Annotated in this window: 20 protein-coding genes and 1 pseudogene; 7 read left to right on the top strand and 14 right to left on the bottom strand. The window is 65.6% G+C overall.

Features of this window, described 5'->3' with window-relative positions; all coding sequences use genetic code 11:
- Window positions 1-334 precede the first annotated feature (334 nt).
- Together QXZ94_RS30245 and QXZ94_RS30240 are read right to left on the bottom strand one after the other, a co-directional pair.
- Entirely contained in the window at window positions 335-820 is a 486-nt protein-coding gene (locus QXZ94_RS30245) for a DUF2852 domain-containing protein (protein ID WP_172184993.1), read from the bottom strand.
- A gap of 129 nt (window positions 821-949) precedes the next feature.
- Complete coding sequence (locus QXZ94_RS30240; RefSeq protein WP_315724593.1) at window positions 950-1,675, bottom strand: TetR/AcrR family transcriptional regulator; 726 nt, start codon at window positions 1,673-1,675, stop codon at window positions 950-952.
- Between the two features lie 141 nt (window positions 1,676-1,816).
- Between QXZ94_RS30240 and QXZ94_RS30235 the strand changes: the two genes are divergently transcribed.
- Complete coding sequence (locus tag QXZ94_RS30235) at window positions 1,817-2,269, top strand: MarR family transcriptional regulator (RefSeq protein WP_315724591.1); 453 nt, start codon at window positions 1,817-1,819, stop codon at window positions 2,267-2,269.
- A gap of 48 nt (window positions 2,270-2,317) precedes the next feature.
- On the top strand, window positions 2,318-2,719 hold the full coding sequence (locus tag QXZ94_RS30230; RefSeq protein WP_315724589.1) for a DUF1398 domain-containing protein: 402 nt from the start codon (window positions 2,318-2,320) through the stop codon (window positions 2,717-2,719).
- Window positions 2,720-2,815: 96 nt separating this feature from the next.
- Here QXZ94_RS30230 and QXZ94_RS30225 read toward each other — a convergent pair whose 3' ends face one another.
- The 5 genes and pseudogenes from QXZ94_RS30225 to QXZ94_RS30205 all read right to left on the bottom strand — a co-directional run bounded on the left by QXZ94_RS30225 (window position 2,816) and on the right by QXZ94_RS30205 (window position 5,896).
- On the bottom strand, window positions 2,816-3,184 hold the full coding sequence (locus QXZ94_RS30225) for a hypothetical protein (protein WP_315726619.1): 369 nt from the start codon (window positions 3,182-3,184) through the stop codon (window positions 2,816-2,818).
- A gap of 39 nt (window positions 3,185-3,223) precedes the next feature.
- Window positions 3,224-3,631: pseudogene (locus QXZ94_RS30220) on the bottom strand (YciI family protein); the annotation flags it as partial.
- Between the two features lie 33 nt (window positions 3,632-3,664).
- Window positions 3,665-4,078: a YciI family protein gene (locus tag QXZ94_RS30215; protein WP_315724587.1), complete on the bottom strand. Its 414-nt coding sequence runs from the start codon at window positions 4,076-4,078 to the stop codon at window positions 3,665-3,667.
- A gap of 110 nt (window positions 4,079-4,188) precedes the next feature.
- Window positions 4,189-4,845 (bottom strand): glutathione S-transferase family protein, encoded by a 657-nt coding sequence (locus QXZ94_RS30210; protein WP_315724585.1) that lies wholly within the window; start codon window positions 4,843-4,845, stop codon window positions 4,189-4,191.
- A 499-nt stretch (window positions 4,846-5,344) separates the two neighbouring features.
- Window positions 5,345-5,896 carry a dihydrofolate reductase family protein gene (locus QXZ94_RS30205; protein WP_315724583.1) on the bottom strand — a complete coding sequence of 184 codons (552 nt, stop codon included), beginning with the start codon at window positions 5,894-5,896 and terminating at the stop codon, window positions 5,345-5,347.
- A gap of 106 nt (window positions 5,897-6,002) precedes the next feature.
- Between QXZ94_RS30205 and QXZ94_RS30200 the strand changes: the two genes are divergently transcribed.
- On the top strand, window positions 6,003-6,521 hold the full coding sequence (locus QXZ94_RS30200) for a helix-turn-helix domain-containing protein (protein ID WP_315724581.1): 519 nt from the start codon (window positions 6,003-6,005) through the stop codon (window positions 6,519-6,521).
- 54 nt (window positions 6,522-6,575) lie between these two features.
- Here QXZ94_RS30200 and QXZ94_RS30195 read toward each other — a convergent pair whose 3' ends face one another.
- On the bottom strand, window positions 6,576-7,874 hold the full coding sequence (locus tag QXZ94_RS30195) for a hypothetical protein (RefSeq protein ID WP_315724579.1): 1,299 nt from the start codon (window positions 7,872-7,874) through the stop codon (window positions 6,576-6,578).
- A gap of 951 nt (window positions 7,875-8,825) precedes the next feature.
- Between QXZ94_RS30195 and QXZ94_RS30190 the strand changes: the two genes are divergently transcribed.
- Both QXZ94_RS30190 and QXZ94_RS30185 read left to right on the top strand, forming a co-directional pair.
- Window positions 8,826-9,623: an SDR family oxidoreductase gene (locus QXZ94_RS30190; protein WP_315724577.1), complete on the top strand. Its 798-nt coding sequence runs from the start codon at window positions 8,826-8,828 to the stop codon at window positions 9,621-9,623.
- Window positions 9,624-9,630: 7 nt separating this feature from the next.
- Window positions 9,631-10,077 (top strand): hypothetical protein, encoded by a 447-nt coding sequence (locus QXZ94_RS30185; protein WP_315724575.1) that lies wholly within the window; start codon window positions 9,631-9,633, stop codon window positions 10,075-10,077.
- 5 nt (window positions 10,078-10,082) lie between these two features.
- On the opposite strand, the gene QXZ94_RS30180 is transcribed toward QXZ94_RS30185, so the two are convergent.
- The 5 genes from QXZ94_RS30180 to QXZ94_RS30160 all read right to left on the bottom strand — a co-directional run bounded on the left by QXZ94_RS30180 (window position 10,083) and on the right by QXZ94_RS30160 (window position 13,097).
- Window positions 10,083-10,502: a VOC family protein gene (locus QXZ94_RS30180; protein WP_315724573.1), complete on the bottom strand. Its 420-nt coding sequence runs from the start codon at window positions 10,500-10,502 to the stop codon at window positions 10,083-10,085.
- A 30-nt stretch (window positions 10,503-10,532) separates the two neighbouring features.
- Entirely contained in the window at window positions 10,533-10,901 is a 369-nt protein-coding gene (locus QXZ94_RS30175) for a DoxX family protein (protein ID WP_315726617.1), read from the bottom strand.
- A gap of 138 nt (window positions 10,902-11,039) precedes the next feature.
- On the bottom strand, window positions 11,040-12,311 hold the full coding sequence (locus QXZ94_RS30170) for an RNA polymerase sigma factor (RefSeq protein ID WP_315724571.1): 1,272 nt from the start codon (window positions 12,309-12,311) through the stop codon (window positions 11,040-11,042).
- Window positions 12,308-12,676 carry a YciI family protein gene (locus tag QXZ94_RS30165; protein ID WP_172109975.1) on the bottom strand — a complete coding sequence of 123 codons (369 nt, stop codon included), beginning with the start codon at window positions 12,674-12,676 and terminating at the stop codon, window positions 12,308-12,310. The genes QXZ94_RS30170 and QXZ94_RS30165 overlap by 4 nt, the downstream gene beginning before the upstream one ends.
- 100 nt (window positions 12,677-12,776) lie before the next feature.
- Window positions 12,777-13,097: a hypothetical protein gene (locus QXZ94_RS30160; protein WP_315724569.1), complete on the bottom strand. Its 321-nt coding sequence runs from the start codon at window positions 13,095-13,097 to the stop codon at window positions 12,777-12,779.
- A 90-nt stretch (window positions 13,098-13,187) separates the two neighbouring features.
- On the opposite strand from QXZ94_RS30160, the gene QXZ94_RS30155 reads away from it, so the two are divergent.
- Window positions 13,188-14,153, top strand: coding sequence for a glyoxylate/hydroxypyruvate reductase A (locus QXZ94_RS30155; RefSeq protein ID WP_315724567.1), 966 nt, complete (start codon window positions 13,188-13,190; stop codon window positions 14,151-14,153).
- On the opposite strand, the gene QXZ94_RS30150 is transcribed toward QXZ94_RS30155, so the two are convergent.
- The gene (locus tag QXZ94_RS30150; RefSeq protein ID WP_315724565.1) at window positions 14,140-14,826 is read right to left on the bottom strand and encodes a TetR/AcrR family transcriptional regulator; all 687 of its coding nucleotides are present in this window, start codon (window positions 14,824-14,826) and stop codon (window positions 14,140-14,142) included. The two genes, QXZ94_RS30155 and QXZ94_RS30150, sit on opposite strands and share 14 nt — an antisense overlap.
- 90 nt (window positions 14,827-14,916) lie before the next feature.
- Here QXZ94_RS30150 and QXZ94_RS30145 point away from each other — a divergent pair, with 90 nt between their 5' ends.
- Window positions 14,917-15,561 carry a glutathione binding-like protein gene (locus QXZ94_RS30145; protein ID WP_315724563.1) on the top strand — a complete coding sequence of 215 codons (645 nt, stop codon included), beginning with the start codon at window positions 14,917-14,919 and terminating at the stop codon, window positions 15,559-15,561.
- The last annotated feature ends 87 nt before the right edge of the window (window positions 15,562-15,648 follow it).

Genomic DNA, 15,648 nt, shown 5'->3' with positions numbered 1-15,648 from the left:
AGGCCCGCCGAAGCCACAAGTGGCCTGCTTCCTCCGCCAACGTGTCAAAACAAGGGCTCCGGCGCCCGTAAGCGCCCCTTAACCAAACCCCCTCCGGGGTTAAGGCGGGGTTACCGCGGAGTTCTACCGAGGTCAAAGGTCCAGCCGGGCCAGCCAGATAGAGCCTTTGTGATCAGGGCCTTGCCGGATCATGGCCGTGCAGGCAGCGGCGAGCCGCCGCAGGTCGGCGATACCCGGGCAAACGCAAAACGCCCGCCAGCGGGGAACCGCAAGCGGGCGTCTCGTGCCGTCAGGGCGGGGCTGAAAGCCCTGCGGCGTCAGGATCGGCAGGCGATCAGCTCTGCGGCTGGTCGTTCGGCGGCGTCGGGCGCGGCTTGTGCTGGGCCATGAACGCGTCGAACTCTTCCTTGTCCTTGGCGTGGCGCAGGCGGGTCAGGAAGTCCCGGAACTCCTGCTGCTCCTCCTCCAGGCGCCGCAGGGTCTCCATGCGGTACTCATCGAAGGCGCGGTTGCCGCTCGAGGCCGGCTGCGCGAACCCGAAGCCGAAGCCGCGGCGCTCCATCTTGTCGCGCATGCGGTCCATCTTCCACTGCATCCGCTCCATCTTGTTCGACCAGCGATCACCGCCGTTCCAGCACGCCATCTTTCTGCTCCCGAGTGTGAAAAAGAGAAGGGCAAGTCCGATCGGCCACCAAATGATGAAGCCGAGCACGGTCACGGCGATCCAGCCGGGATGCCAGGGCGACTCCATCATGCGGGGCCGATACCTCTGCTCCTCCTCCGAACCGCGCCATCGATTGACATCTGCGGTGTAGGCCATCTCCCTCTCCATTCGCGGCGCCATGCCGTGTGAATGTAAATAACATTTACATAGCTAGACCAACCCGGGATTTTGTCAAGGCGGCCGCCTGACGCGCCGCCCGAATTATTTTTCGCGTTTGCTTGAACCTTATTTCGGCCGGCCCCACGGGCCCGCCGGCTTGTCGTCCTCCGGCAGCGGCGGAGGTTCTGCACCCGACGCCGGCGCCGGCCGGCGGTCGGTGGGGAAGCCCAGCCCGCGCAGATAGATCAGCACCTCGGCTTCCAGCAGCTCCTCCGGCGACATCGGCAGCTTGCGCCGGGCGGCATCGCCGCGCGCGAACAGCGAGGCAATGCCGTGCGCCATCGACCAGATGTGCAGCGCCATCATCATCGCCGGCGGCCGCGGCACGCCCGGCGGCGCCAGCGCCGCCAGCCGCTCCGCCGCGGCGCGGATCACGCCGAAAGCGCGCTCTCCGGCCGCCATGAGACCCGCCGTGGAATCCGCCGGCACGCCGGATTCGAACATCGCCGAATAGAATGCCGGCTCCGAACGGGCGAAGGCGAGATAGGCCTTGCCGACACGCTCGAACGCCGTGACCGTATCGGGACGGCCGTCATCCCACGCCGCCGACAGTTGCGACTCGAACTGCTCGAAGCCGCGCTGGGCGATGCTGGACAGCAATTCGTCGCGATCTCGGAAATGCCGGTACGGCGCGGCCGGGCTGACGCCGGCCATGCGCGCGGCGTCGGCGAAGGTGAAGCCGGCGGCCCCCTTCTGCGCGATCAGGTCGAGCGCCGCCTGCAGCAGCGCCTCCTTCAGGTTGCCGTGATGATAGCCGCGCTCGGCGCGGCGCTCTTCCTTGCGCCAGCTCATGTGAAGGGCTTTTACATGAGCGGGGTGAAAAGAAGCCAGCGCGAGTTTTCGACGTGCACCGGAATAGCGACTCGAAGGCCTGCAAACAGTTGACTAGGAAACAAGTAGGGGATAGTTTCCTAGTCAACCATAGGATCTCTTATGCTTGCCGTCTCTCAGCTTGCCGATCACACCGGGTTCTGGCTTCGCATGGTCTCCAATGCGGTGTCGCAGGACTTCGCCCGGAAGGTGGCAAGACAGGGCGTGACCGTCGCGGAGTGGGCGTTCATGCGGACGCTCTATGATCAGGACCCGATGTCCCCCTCGGTTCTCGCTGGCCTGATGGGGATGACCAAGGGCGCGATCAGCAAGCTTGCCGACCGCCTGCTGATGAAGGGTCTGATCATTAGGACCGAGACGCCCGGGGATCGGCGCGCGCACCGTCTCTCCCTGACGGCCGAAGGAAAGGCCAAGGTGCCGGTGCTGGCAATCCTGGCCGACGACAACGACACCGCCTATTTCGGCATGCTGGCGAAGGAGGACCACGACATGCTCCGTCGCATCCTTAAAGCCCTCGCCGAGAGCCGCGGCCTGAAGGTCATGCCGGTGGACTGAACGTCACCCGCCCACTCAACTCGATCGTTTCGGAAAAAGGATGCCGACATGGACGCGGACCAGATTGCCGTCGCCAGGACCTGTCTCGATGCCGCCCATGACGGAAGCCTCAGCTTTTCAGACATCGTGGGCCGGCTGATGGCAGCCGGCTTCGAAAGCTACGCGGTCGATTATCGCTGCAACACGCAGACCTGGTATTTGCCCGACGGCGATCATGTCACACTCGCGATGCGACCGACGGTCGAACGCGTCGCATCCACATTCGATGCTCCCGTGATCGGGCACCTCGTCCGATGGGCGCAGACCAATCCAGCCGACTACAGCTACGCGGCCTTCAGCGAGAAGGCGAAAGCTGCCGGCTGCGCAGGCTACGTCGTATCGTTTCTCGGCCGCCGCGTACTCTATTTCGGCCGCTCCGCCGAGACTCATGTCGAGCATTTTCCCAACTGACATGAGCGGACGAGCGCGGCCAAACGCTCCAATCGGCTCATCGCAACGGATGCGGTGGATCGCGCGGCGTCAGCCACGCGATCCGCGCACGTCCGCCTAGCCACCCGGAATCGGCATCACCGGCATGATCTCGACGCGCTCGCCGGGGAAGATCGTAAAATGCGGATGGTTCACGAACATCTTCGCGGCGTCCTCATGCGAGGCGGCGCGGATGACCGTGAAGCCGGCCATCTGGTTGGTGATGTCGTTGATGCCGTCCGGGCCGACCCGCTTGGTCTTGCCGAGCGGCCCGCCCATCGCGACGACGGCGTCCTTGTGGGTGTCGACCCAGGCGTGCCACGCGGCCATGCCCTCCCGCTCACGCGTATGCCGATCCGCGTCCGACAGCGCATCCCAGGCCTTCCAGGCCGGGCTGGTCCGGCTGCCGAGAAAGATCGCGAGATAGGTGTTGCTGTTGTCGCTCATTGCGCTTCCCTCCTGCTGTGAAATGGATGATCCGGCCCGGCCGGCATGCGGCAGCTCGGCAAAGCCCGCCGCCGCCTGCTGCACCTCTTCGGAAAAGTCCGTCATCTCCTGGACCTGCCGAATCTCGATGATCTCGTTGTCCGACGCCGGACATTGCCTGGCCCAGGCGATCGCCTCCTCGCGCGAGGCCACCTCAATCATCCAATAGCCGCCGAGCACCTCCTTGGCCTCGGCGAACGGGCCATCGGTCACCACAGGTTTGCCGCCTGCGAACGAGACTCGGGCACCCATCGACGGCGGATGCAGCCCTTCCAGCGTGATCAGCACGCCGGCATCCTTCAATGCCTCGTTGTAGCGCATCATCGCCGCGACCCGCTCCGGATCGAGCTGCACATCCGGCGGCGCGCTTTCATAGCCGAGCGGGATCATCAGCATCATGAAACGCATCACGTTCTCCCTTCCTGATCGAGTCGGCTTCATTCAGCGCTGCGAACCCTGGGCCCGCAGCCGCTCCTCCTGCTCGCGCAGTTCCGGCGTGAACGCCTCGCCGAAATCCTCGGCTGCATAGACCCGGCGAATCTCGATCTGACCGCTCGGAAACGGCGCCCGCTTCATGTGCTCGATCACCGCGTCGAGCGAGCCGGCCTTGAGGATCCAGAAGCCGGCGGCGAGATCGCCGGAAAGATCGAATGGACCGCGCATCACGCGCGCCTCGCCCTGCGAGAAGTCGATCCGCGCACCCTTGGCGGTCGGATGCAGGCCTTCGCCCGCCTCCATCATGCCGGCCTTGACCAGTTCCTCGTTGAACCGGCCCATCGCGGCGAATTCCTCGGTGGTGGGCAGGATGCCGGCTTCCGTATCCTTGGTCGCCTTCACGATCACCATGAACCGCATGGTCACTCTCCCTGATGCTGTCGGGCAGGATGGCCCCTGCCCTCATCAGTAAGACGATCCGGTCCCGGTGCCGCCGACACGACACGGCGATTATTTTGGAAGTCTCAGGCTCAGCCCGGCTCCTGCGGGAACATGTGGAAATAGGGCTCGGCCTCGGCGAGCACCCGCGACACCGACCGCCGTGCCTTGAGACGGTCGAGATAAGCCCGCACCGTGGCCAGCTCATCACCGAAAGGCTCCACCTTGTCGGCATAGAACAGCGCCGGCAGCGCCGCGCAATCCGCAAGCGTGAACCGCTCACCCATCGCCCAACCGTCCCGCGGCAGCTCGGCCTCCAGCATCGCGTAGGATGTGCGCAGCCGGGCACGGGCATCGGCGACGCCGAGCGGATCGCGGGCGTCGCTCGGCCGCAGGCGGTCGAACACGACGGCCTGAGTCGGCATGTGCAGATAAAGATCGAGAAAGCGATCGCGCAGCCGCGTCTGCAGCGCCAGATCGATCTCTTCAGGAATGAAGCGCGTCGCACCCGCAAAGTGTTGGTCGAGATATTCGATGATGATGCTCGACTCCGGGATCGTGCGCCGGCTTTGCTCGTCGCGCAGCACCGGAAACTTGCCGACCGGCCACAGCTTCAAGAACGCCGCGCGCTCGTCCGCATCGCCGAGGTTGATCAGCTTCGGCGTGAACGGAACGTCGTTCTCATACAGCGCGATCAGCACCTTCCAGCAGAATGACGACAGGGGATGGTAATAAAGGGTGAGAGACATCGTTCGCTCCTGATGAAGACATCGCAGAACAGCTTCGCTTGAGCCTCCGCTCCCACACGGAGGACGGAGCGCTCCCTCTCCCCGTTGTTAGGATGAGAGGGTTGGGGTGAGGGGCAGACGCACGGATGGTGCAAATGGCCAGACACCTGTCCCCCTCACCCGGATCACGTTTTGCAAGGCAATCCGACCTGCCCTCGCAAGCGGTAGAGCTCTCGCATGTGTCGACTGCATGTGGCGCTCTGCATGTGGCGCCCGTCTGTTTCCACGTCGTCATGGCCGCGCCTGTCTCGGCCATCCACGTCGCCTTGCGCACTCGGAACGACGTGGATGCCCGGGACAAAGCCCAGGCATGACGGGAGTAACTAATTGGCGACCAATTCGGCAAAGGCGATCGCGCTGCCGCGAGCGGGGCGAGGGACGCGGGTGCGCCGCGCGACAGTCGCGTCTCAATGACACGGTATTCTCGCATCGGAGGCGACGCGCGCGCTCCGACATAAGCTCACACCTCCCGCACGGGAACATAGCGCACGATCACGACGCCGCTGGACAGCGCGCGACTGTCGATCAGCCGGAGCTTCATCGCCTGCCCCGGCTTGAACAGCGGCGCACCGCCGCCGAGCACGCACGGATTGATCGCCAGGCGAAACTCGTCGATCAGATCATGCGCGATGAGCGTTGAGGCGAGGTCGGCGCTGCCGAACAGGAAGAGATCCTTGACGCTGCCCTTCTTCAGCCGGTCCACGTCGGCGGCAAGATCCGGGGCCAGCAGATGCGCGTTCGACCATTCCAGGCGCGAGAGCGAACGTGATGCGACGTATTTCGGCACGCGGTTCATGAAGTCGGCGATGACGCCGCTCTCCTTTGGCCAATAGCCGGCCATCAGATCATAGGTCACCCGCCCGAACAGCAGCCCGCCCGCCTCCTGCAGCTGCGCCTCGGAGAACTGCTCCAGCTCGGGCCCCCAGACGTCCTCATGCCAGGAGATGTCGCCGTTCGCGCCCGCGACCATGCCGTCGAGCGTCATCATGTTCCACAACACCAGCCTGGCCATCGGCAGCACGCCTCCCTAACTGCTTTCATTTTGCAAGCAGTTTGAGAATGCCGGGACCGATGCGATATTGCAAGCGGTTATTCGCGACTCCGCCGATGAGTTTTCAATGTCAGACGTTCAGCGCTCCGGCTGCCCGATCAACCTCACGCTCGAAGTGGTCGGCGACAAATGGAGCCTGCTGATCATCCGCGACCTGATGTTCGGGAATCGCCGGCACTATCGCGAGCTGCTCGCCGGCTCGGAGGAAGGCATCTCCTCGAACATTCTGGCCGACCGGCTGAAGACGCTGCTCGCGGCCGGCATCATCAGCCGTGAGGATGATCCGAGCCATAAGCAGAAGGGGATCTACTCCCTGACCGAGCAGGGCATCGAGCTGTTGCCGATCCTCGCGCAGATGGCCGGCTGGGGATACAAATATCTGCCGGTGTCGGAGGAGCTCGGTATCCGCGCCAAGCTGTTGATGGAAGGCGGGCCCAGGATGTGGGCCGAGTTCATGGACGAGCTGCGCGAGCTTCATCTCGGCGTGAAAAAGCGCAGGAAGGCTGGACCAAGCGTCGGCGAGCGGCTGCAGGCGGCGTATCAGAAGATCGTCGCCGCCAACAAAGCCGGGACGTCCAACACCTGATTCGCAGCGGCGCCGAGCCGCGTGGATCGAATGGCTCGCGCCGGTCGATCTTCCTCAGAACGGCGTGTTGTCGGCCCTATAGCGCGATGATTTCCGCATCGGTCGCTCGGGCACCTGCTCGAGCTGTGCAATCGGGCGGCGGTAGGTCTCGGCGCGGCGCAGCCAGCCTGCCTCCCAGACGCGGTTGGAGGGCAGGTTGCGAACCCGCTGCTGCAGGACGACCTGCACGGCGTCGGAATATTCCGCGAGGACGGCCTTCGGCTCGGTGGTGGTGCCGTTCATCTTGAGCAGCACCTGCTTGAGACCCCAGCCCTGACGCTGTCCGGTTTCCTTGTCGACCGCGGTCTCGGCGGGATTGGTGCCCTCGCCCTTGAAATTGATGTAGTCGATCAGCGGATAGAGGTCGTCGGAGGCGCGCACGACGCGCGAATATTGCGCGACGATGTGCTCGCGCTCGGCACCGTCGGGCGTGTTGGCCAGGATCTTGTCCATCGCGCCCTGCGCGCGCGCCACCAGGAACTGCGTCTGCTCGGCGATCGTATCGAGCAGGAACTGCCGCAACTGGCGCATCTGCGGCGAGTTGAAATTCTTCTTGAACTCGGCCCGGCTGTTCCACGGACAAGGCGGGACCGGGTTCTTGTCGAGCCAGGCCGGGAGCGGCGTCTTGCCCTTGCGCAGAAACGCGACCAGCCCCGGGAAGCCCTCCTCGAACGGCGGCTTCGCCGTGACGGGGTACCAGATGAAATGGCCGATCCCGAGCGAGGCGAATTGCTCACCGGCATTCCACGACGTGATGGCGTCGCGCCGGCCGCCGGCTTCATTGAGCCAGATCTTGCGGCCGATCATCTGCGCCACGTCGGCCGGCAGCACCCGCTGCGGGACCGACAGGTTCTTGGCGTCCTTGCCATCCTTGGTGTCGCGGCCGGCGGTGCGCGAGTCGGTCTTGCGCTCGGCCGTGGCCGGCTTGGCCGGGTCGCTCGACGGCAGGACGACCTTGGGCCCCTGCGTCGGCGCTTCCGCCGGCCGTCCCACCGTCTCAGGCTCCGTTTTCTGCAACGCCTGTTGCGGAGGCGGCGACTGCGGCGGCTGGGATTGTGCAGGCTGCGACTGCGACGTCTGCGATTGCGACGTCTGCGATTGCGATGGCTGTGGCGGTGAGGCGGCCTGCTCCGTGGCTGCGGGTTTTGCCGCGGCCGGAACCTCCGCCGAGACAGCCCCGGTCGCCGCAAGGCCGAGCACGACGCAGGACAGCAGCAGCGCGCGCCGCGCGCGCAGCAAGCCGCCCGGCAGCGCCTGGGGCTCGGTGCTTTGGAAGGAAGGTATGATTCGGTGGCTGATGACCTGACCGCCCATGTCGATTCTACCGAGACTCTTAAACTCTACGCTACGGGTTCAGGATTCGTCCAAAGGCCGACCCGACGGGCAAATCAACCCGCGGCGTGACCGTCGCATGCCCCACGGAAAGCTTTCCCGAAGGCTCTGCTCCGACCGCTTCCACGCTGCGCCACAGAGCTTTTTTCGTGAAGACTTTCAAGCCGATCACCTCTGTCCAGTCCTTCCCGCAAAAATTTTCTCGTTTCGTTTTTCCAGAATATCTGGTCTCTTAACCATGTCCTGCTGCCGATCGAGAGGGACGTTTCGCGGTCGTCACGAACGTTGGGAGCGGGATGCGGTGGACGCGTCGATGTTGCAGCGTGGAGCATGATTCGGAACCGGAGGCTGTCGACGCCCATTGCGCCACAGCTTTCCGACAAGATCATGCTCAGAAGAGGACACGCAGACGAACAACGTGGCGCGTACGGCGAAATCGTGTGGTCCTGGCATCCCGACGCTGATGCCGTGTCCGGTGCGTGTGCGCATTGTGGCAAAAACGGGGGCAAGACAGCCGGTCCCCGGGGAGAGCACGTATAAGCCGTCAGACCGTCGCGCAGGGAGGGCCGGGATGTCCCAGCCGAACCTGTGGTTCCTGCCCCGTGCACTCTTTCCGCACGGGGGCCATGGGGGCGGCGAGCTCCCGGCCTTCCCTGCTCCCTCCGATTGCGAGGGACACCGATACCGACAAGACTCGGACGCTGCCGCGCCGCGAGAACGCGAACCGGCGCGCCTGTTACTACCCCTGGCTGTTTGACAAGGGCCGCGATCTTCGCTGCGCTGGGGGGCGGAGCTGGATTGAACGCACACTGACAAATGTGACGGCCTTCACAGCGGCTCCGCACCGCGCGTGTTAGGAACCACGCGTTAGGAAGGCCGTATTAGCAACCACAAGAGCAAGAGCCGGGCCGCCGGCCAAGGGAGCCGATTGCCGTGACGGAATTACCGACGACGACGAGCGAAAAGGTCGCCCTGATCACCGGGGCGGCGCGCGGCATCGGACTGGCGACCGCCAAGAGATTTCTGGACGAGGGCTGGCGCGTGGCGCTGCTCGACATCGAGACGAAGCTGCTCGACGATGCCACGTCAGCGCTCAACTGCCCCCAGCGAACCCTCGCGCTGCATTGCGACGTCTCGGATGCGGCGATGGTGGCCGACGCCCTGGAGCGCATCAACGGACGGTTCGGCCGCCTCGATGCGCTGGTGAACAATGCCGGCGTCGCCCGCTTCGCGCCGATCATGGAAACCAGCGAGACCGACTGGCAGCGCATCCTCGACGTCAACCTGACCGGGCCGTTCCTGTGTACGCGGGCGGCGGTGCCGTTGATGCGCGAGCACGGCGGCGCGATCGTCAACATCACCTCGATCTCAGCCGTGCGTGCCTCGACGCTGCGCTCGGCCTACGGCACCAGCAAGGCGGCGCTCGCGCATCTGACCAAGCAGCTCGCGGTCGAACTCGCCTCGGCCGGCATTCGCGTCAACGCGGTGGCACCAGGTCCGGTCGAGACCGCGATGGCCAAGGCGGTGCATACGCCGGAGATCCGCGCCGACTATCACGATGCCATTCCGCTCAACCGCTACGGGCTTGAAGAGGAGCTCGCGGAAGCCATCTTCTTCCTCAGCTCCGAGCGATCGAGCTACATCACCGGGCAGGTGCTGGCCGTGGACGGTGGATTCGATGCCGCCGGAATCGGGCTGCCGACGTTGCGCGGTCAACGCAGGAACGCATGAGACGACGATGCCGAGCCGAGTGCGCATCATCCTGACCCTGCTGCTCGCGATCGCCTTGTGGGCGATCGCGACCATGCTGGCGCGTGCCGATGTCCGCATCATCTCCTCGCCGGGCGGCGAGGTCGGACCGTTCCTCGCCTTGTTCGAGAAGGTGCGCGCATCCGGCGAGCGCGTCGTGATCGACGGCCCTTGTTTGTCGGCCTGCACGCTGGTGCTGAGCGTCGTGCCGGAGGAGCGCATCTGCGTGACGCGGCGCGCCTCGCTCGGCTTTCACGCCGCCCGTTCGATCGACCGGCGCGGCCGCGTCTATGCCGAGCCCGAGGCGTCGAAGCTGGTGCTGCAGACCTACCCCACTCCGGTGCGCAGCTGGATCGAGCGCCGCGGCGGCCTGACGTCGCGGCTTCTGCTGTTGCGCGGGCGCGAGCTCAAGGCGATGTACGCCTCCTGCCGCTAGCGGCCTCAGGCCTCGTAGCCGTCAGCCGGGGAGTTGATCATCCAGGGAATGCCGAAGCGGTCGACTCCCATGCCGAAGCCCTTGGACCAGAAGGTCTGGCCGAACGGCATGGTGATGGCACCACCTTCGAGCAGCGCCTTGAACTTGCGTTCGGCCTCGGCCGGATCTGCGATCTGCAGCGAGACCGAGATGCCGTGCGGCTTGCCTTGATAATATTCGGGCGGCGAGTCGGAGGCCATCACGACACTCCCGCCGATCGAGAAGCGGACATGCATGATCCTGTCCTTGTGCTCCGGCGCGGACGGCATCTCCGGCGGAGCCTCGCCATAGCGCATCATCATGTCGACCTTGGCGCCGAGCACCTCGCCATAATGCTTGAGGGCCTGCTCGCAGTCGCCGTTGAAGGTGAGATAGGGGCAGATCATGTCATCCTCCTTGGTTGAACCCGTCACATCTCAGCGCAGCGGCAGCAGCGCGCGCAGGCGGCGGTCGCGCAGCCACAATCCGCCCCACACCATCAGCCCGAGATAGAGACCGAACAGCACGTGGCTGAACAGCGGACTGCCGATGCGGACATGCGAGGCGATAGCGCCGCCGAGATAGCCAGTGAGCAGGATCGCGCCGAGCAGCGAGGTCGCCGGCAGCGCATAGAGCGCGGTGCAGAGCAGCGTGAGCAGCCCGAGCGCGCGCGCCATGCCGTCGCTGCCGCCATAGCCCATCTGATCCATGGTCTGAGTGACGACACCGAGCGGGATGAGCTTGATCGCGCCGTCGAACAGCAGGAACAGGATGACCAGCCCGCTCAGGATGCGGCCGCCCCACAACTCGGCGCGCGAGACCGGCTGGTCCAGGGTGATCATCGACATTCCAGGCTCCCCTCAGTGATGCTGTTCCAAGGACGACGGACCTATCGCGCATCCGACAATGGTGCAAAAAATTTCGAGCCGGTCCTCAGGCGCCCGTTACGGGTTCGCCCGGACCTGCACGGTCGCGCTGTCGCGCATCAGCCGGTCGAGCTGCATGCGGATATGCGCAGCCTCCGCCGAGCTGTGCGCCAGCGCGATGGCGCGGTCGAACGCCGTCCGGGCCTCGTCATTGCGCCCGAGCTGCATCAAGAGCGCGCCGCGCACGCCGAAGAAATAGAAATAGTTGGCCAGCCGCGTCTCGAGCGGCGCGATCAGGTCGAGCGCGGCCTGGGCGCCGCGCACCTTGGAGACGGCCACGGCGCGGTTGAGCGTCACCACCGGCGACGGCTGCACCACTTCGAGCGCGCCATACAACAGGTCGATCTGGGTCCAATCGGTCTCGTCGGGCTTGGCCGCGCGCGCATGCAGCGCCGCGATCGCAGCCTGGATCTGGTAAGGACCGCTGCGCCGATGCCGCATCGCCTTGTCGATCAGCGCCAGGCCTTCCGCGATCATCGGCTGATTCCACAGCGTGCGGTCCTGGTCCTCCAGCAGGATCGGCAGTCCCTCCGCATCGAAGCGGGCTTCGGTGCGGGCATGCTGCAACAGCAGCAGCGCCGTCAGCCCCATGATCTCGGGCTCGCCCGGAAACAGCCGCAGCAGCAGCCGCGCCAGCCGGATCGCCTCCTCCGACAACGGCTTGCGCAGCTCCGCGGTCTCGCCGCTGGCGGAATAGCCCTCGTTGAAGATCAGATAGATCATGGCAGCGACCGCCAGCAGGCGCTCGGAGCGCTCGACCGCGCCCGGCGTCTCGAACGGCACGTTGGCCTGCGCCACCCGCGCCTTGGCCCGGGTGATGCGCTGCTCCATCGCGGCCTCACTGACCAGGAAGGCGCGCGCGATCTGCTTGACCGTCAGGCCGGACACCACGCGCAGCGCCAGCGCGATCTGCTGCGTCGCGGGCAGCTCCTTGTGGCAGCAGATGAATAGCAGACGAAGGATGTCGTCGCGATAATGCGAGCCGTCGAGCCTGTCGGCGATGGCGCTCTCGGCGTCGTCGAGATCGGAGATCGCCTCGTCCTCCGGCAGCGGCTGCTCGCGGCGGACGCGCCGGACATCGTCGATTCCCGCATTGCGGCCGACCATGATCAGCCACGCCGCGGGATCGCGCGGCGGACCGTTCTGCGGCCAGCTCTTGAGCGCACGCAGGCAAGCGTTCTGGAACGCCTCCTCCGCCGCGTCGAGGTCGCGAAAATAGCGCAGCAATGCGCCGACGGCCTGGGGACGTGCTGATGTCAGGGCCGCGTCGATCCAGGCCGCATCGCTCATGCCAGCGCTCCGCCGGGCCTGAACGTGCCGACGGGACGGATCTCGTAGGAGCCGCCGGGATTGGCCTCGCCGAGCTCGCGCGCGACCTCGAGCGCCTCGTCGAGATTGGCGCAATCGACGAGGTAGAAGCCGAGCAGCTGCTCCTTGGTCTCGGCGTAGGGGCCGTCGATGACGAGCGGTGGATCCTCCTTGCGCAGCGTCGTCGCGGCCGTGGTCGGCAGCAGCCGGGCCACCGGCCCGAGCCGCCCCTGACTGGCGAGCTTCTCCTGGATCACCGCGAGCTTGGCCATGACCGCGGCATCCTGGTCCTTGCTCCAGGCGCAGACGACATCCTCGTCGTGATAGCAAAGCAGCGCGTACAGCATCGGCAGACATCTCCCTTCGTCTTCAAGACGGCGGAGTATGCCCGGAGCCGACAGGCCGGCGAAGAATTTTCGCGAGGTTCCGCCGGCAGGAACGACCCGCCTACCAGGAGATGCCGTACTTGGCCGCGATGTTGCGCGCACGCGTCTCCTGGGCGCTCTCGCGCGGCTGTTTGCCGCGCCCGGCCTGCCGTTGCTGCGACTGGCCTTGCCCCTGCCCTGCAGCGCTCTGACCGCCGGGGTTGCCGGCCCCTTGCGCCGTCCCCGGCGCGGCACCACCCTGCTGACCGGCGGCCTGCGTCTGCCCGCCGCCTTTGCCGATGGAAATGCCGTTGGCCGACAGGATCGAGCCGACATCGATGGTCTGGGCCTGGGCCGCGGCCGACGCGATGATCAATGCGGTCGCGAGAAGGAATTTGCGCATGGCGTTATCTCCGTGTTGATGGAGCGGAGATTGGCCTGCCCGCGCGATCTGGTATGTGGGACAGGTCACTCAAAGCTCGAGGATCCTCCGATGACCAAAGGCGCGCTGGCGCTCCTGATCCATGGCGGCACCGACAACTGGTCGCCACAGCGCTGGAAGGCGCGTTTCGACGATGTCTGCGGCGACCGTCCCGTCGTGCTGCTGCCCGATGCGGGCCTCGACCCCGCCGACGTGCACTACGCCGCCGTGTGGAAACCGGTCCCCGGCGAACTCGCGGGCTTTCCGAACCTGCGCGTCATCTTCAATCTCGGCGCCGGCGTCGATGCACTGATGGCCGACAAGACGCTGCCGAGCCTGCCGCTGGTCCGGGTCGCGGTCGACGACCTCACGCAGCGGATGACCGAATGGGTCGTGCTGCACGTGCTGATGCATCATCGACAGGAGCTCTATCTGCGCGAATCGCAGCGCGCGAAGCGCTGGGCACCGAAATATCAGTGGCCCGCCGCCGCGATCGGCGTCGGCATTCTCGGACTGGGCACGCTCGGGATCGATGCAGCCGAGGTGCTCAAGCGGCTCGGCTTTCAGGTCGCAGGTTGGAGCCGCAGCGAGAAGCAGGCCAACGGCATCGAGTGCTTTCACGGTGCGGCGCAGCTCGATGCGTTCCTGGCGCGGACCGACATCTTGGTGTCGCTGCTGCCGCTGACGCCGGACACCCGCGGCATTCTCGACCGCAAGATGTTCGCAAAGCTGCGGCGCAGCTCGCCGCTCGGCGCGCCCGTCATGATCAATGCCGGCCGCGGCGGCCTGCAGAACGAGGCCGACATCCTCGCCTGTCTGGACGAGGGTACGCTGGGCGGAGTGTCGCTCGACGTGTTCGGCCAGGAGCCGCTGCCGGCCGACAGCCCGTTCTGGACCCATCCGAAGGTGGTGCTGACACCGCACAATGCCGCCGACACCGACGCCGACGCGATCTCGCGCTATGTCGCCGAGCAGATCGCGACCTTCGAATCCGGCGGCGCGTTGCGCAACCTCGTCGATCGCGTCAGGGGGTACTGAGGGGCTCTTTTCGACCCACCATCACATCGATCGCGCCGGCGACGATCGCCTCCAGCTCCTGGCGCGGGACCCGCGCCCGGGCCCGGACCGCAATCGAGTGGACCGTCGCCGAGGCGAGTTGCGCCAATACGAGGGGGTCGGCGCTGTCGGGCAACTCCCCCTTGTCCTTGGCGCGGCGGAAGCACTGCGCGAACGCCTTGTCCAGCTCGGTCAGCGCGTTCTGCACCATGGCGCGGATGTCGGGGTCGGCGACCGCCTCCGAGCCCGCGGTCATCACCGTAAAGCAGCCACGCGGTCCCTCCTCGCCGGAGAGATAGATGTCGAGCGCGGCTGCGAAGATCTTCTGCAATTGCTCCCGCACCGGCCGCTCGTCGCGAAAGATCCCGCCCATGACGGCACGGGCGTTGTCGCGGTAGCGCTGGTAGCTCTTGATGTAGAGCTCGCGCTTGTCGCCGAACGCGCCGTAGAGGCTCGGCCGGTTCATGCCCGTCGCGGCGCTGAGATCATCCAGCGATGTCGCCGCAAAGCCGGTCGATCGAAAGAGATCGAGCGCCTTGCCGAGCGCCACGTCCGGTTCATAGGCCCGCGGCCGTCCGCGCCGCTTCGGCTCGGCAGGCGCCGCATTCTTCTCGCCGGAAGCGCCGCCTTGCGGCCTCTTCTTTTTTTGTACCATTTCGCACTAAATTCCTTGACCATCTCTATATTATGCGAGACAGTATAAAAATCAATCGAAGCTCCCGTCGCGGAGCCCAGGGAGACGTCCATGGACCTGTATTTCTCGCCGCTCGCCTGCTCGCTCGCCACCCGCATCGCGCTCTATGAAGCGGGTGCAGAGGCGAATTATCTCGAGGTGGATCCCAAGACCAAGAACGTCCTCGACGATGGTGCGGATTTTCGCGCAGTGAATCCGCTCGGCCTCGTTCCGACCCTGCGCACCGACGACGGCGAGCTGCTGACCGAGAACGCCGCAATCCTTCAATATGTCGCAGACCGCTTTCCCGCGGCGAAGCTCGGCACCGGCCCCGGCATGGACCGTAGCCGGCTGCATCAATGGCTCTGCTTCATCGGCACCGAGCTGCACAAGGGCCTGTTCATTCCCATCCTCGACAAGACCGCGCCCGACGAGATGAAGACGCACGTTCTGAAGAAGAATCTGTCGCGGCTCGATCATCTCGAGAAGCATCTGCAGGGCCGAGAGTATCTCCTCGATCATTTCACCGTCGCTGACGCCTACCTGGTGACGGTGATCAATTGGACCATGGCGACCCCGCCCGTCGAGCTCGCCAAATGGCCGACAGTGAAGGCCTATTACGAACGTCTGCGTGCACGGCCAACGATCGCACGCGCCATCGCCGAGGAGTTCGTGCTCTACAAGGCGGAACTCGCACGGCACAAGGCGGCGGCGTAGCTGCATGCCTGTCTCGCCTCCTCTGCAGAGCGATCGAGGGGACGAGACTGCGCATCAACGTGGCGCCTCGGTATCGGATGCTTGACC

The organism is Bradyrhizobium sp. SZCCHNS2022 (assembly GCF_032377575.1).
In the GTDB taxonomy this organism is placed as follows: domain Bacteria; phylum Pseudomonadota; class Alphaproteobacteria; order Rhizobiales; family Xanthobacteraceae; genus Bradyrhizobium; species Bradyrhizobium aeschynomenes.
This window is presented reverse-complemented; position numbering and strand designations above follow the sequence as displayed.

What these genes read in the sequence shown, in the direction of transcription:
- QXZ94_RS30245 (WP_172184993.1), bottom strand. Translation starts at nt 820, where the DNA reads ATGGCCTACACCGCAGATGTCAATCGATGGCGCGGTTCGGAGGAGGAG.
- QXZ94_RS30240 (WP_315724593.1), bottom strand. Translation starts at nt 1,675, where the DNA reads ATGAGCTGGCGCAAGGAAGAGCGCCGCGCCGAGCGCGGCTATCATCAC.
- QXZ94_RS30235 (WP_315724591.1), top strand. Translation starts at nt 1,817, where the DNA reads ATGCTTGCCGTCTCTCAGCTTGCCGATCACACCGGGTTCTGGCTTCGC.
- QXZ94_RS30230 (WP_315724589.1), top strand. Translation starts at nt 2,318, where the DNA reads ATGGACGCGGACCAGATTGCCGTCGCCAGGACCTGTCTCGATGCCGCC.
- QXZ94_RS30225 (WP_315726619.1), bottom strand. Translation starts at nt 3,184, where the DNA reads ATGAGCGACAACAGCAACACCTATCTCGCGATCTTTCTCGGCAGCCGG.
- QXZ94_RS30215 (WP_315724587.1), bottom strand. Translation starts at nt 4,078, where the DNA reads ATGCGGTTCATGGTGATCGTGAAGGCGACCAAGGATACGGAAGCCGGC.
- QXZ94_RS30210 (WP_315724585.1), bottom strand. Translation starts at nt 4,845, where the DNA reads ATGTCTCTCACCCTTTATTACCATCCCCTGTCGTCATTCTGCTGGAAG.
- QXZ94_RS30205 (WP_315724583.1), bottom strand. Translation starts at nt 5,896, where the DNA reads ATGGCCAGGCTGGTGTTGTGGAACATGATGACGCTCGACGGCATGGTC.
- QXZ94_RS30200 (WP_315724581.1), top strand. Translation starts at nt 6,003, where the DNA reads ATGTCAGACGTTCAGCGCTCCGGCTGCCCGATCAACCTCACGCTCGAA.
- QXZ94_RS30195 (WP_315724579.1), bottom strand. Translation starts at nt 7,874, where the DNA reads ATGGGCGGTCAGGTCATCAGCCACCGAATCATACCTTCCTTCCAAAGC.
- QXZ94_RS30185 (WP_315724575.1), top strand. Translation starts at nt 9,631, where the DNA reads ATGCCGAGCCGAGTGCGCATCATCCTGACCCTGCTGCTCGCGATCGCC.
- QXZ94_RS30180 (WP_315724573.1), bottom strand. Translation starts at nt 10,502, where the DNA reads ATGATCTGCCCCTATCTCACCTTCAACGGCGACTGCGAGCAGGCCCTC.
- QXZ94_RS30170 (WP_315724571.1), bottom strand. Translation starts at nt 12,311, where the DNA reads ATGAGCGATGCGGCCTGGATCGACGCGGCCCTGACATCAGCACGTCCC.
- QXZ94_RS30165 (WP_172109975.1), bottom strand. Translation starts at nt 12,676, where the DNA reads ATGCTGTACGCGCTGCTTTGCTATCACGACGAGGATGTCGTCTGCGCC.
- QXZ94_RS30160 (WP_315724569.1), bottom strand. Translation starts at nt 13,097, where the DNA reads ATGCGCAAATTCCTTCTCGCGACCGCATTGATCATCGCGTCGGCCGCG.
- QXZ94_RS30155 (WP_315724567.1), top strand. Translation starts at nt 13,188, where the DNA reads ATGACCAAAGGCGCGCTGGCGCTCCTGATCCATGGCGGCACCGACAAC.
- QXZ94_RS30150 (WP_315724565.1), bottom strand. Translation starts at nt 14,826, where the DNA reads ATGGTACAAAAAAAGAAGAGGCCGCAAGGCGGCGCTTCCGGCGAGAAG.
- QXZ94_RS30145 (WP_315724563.1), top strand. Translation starts at nt 14,917, where the DNA reads ATGGACCTGTATTTCTCGCCGCTCGCCTGCTCGCTCGCCACCCGCATC.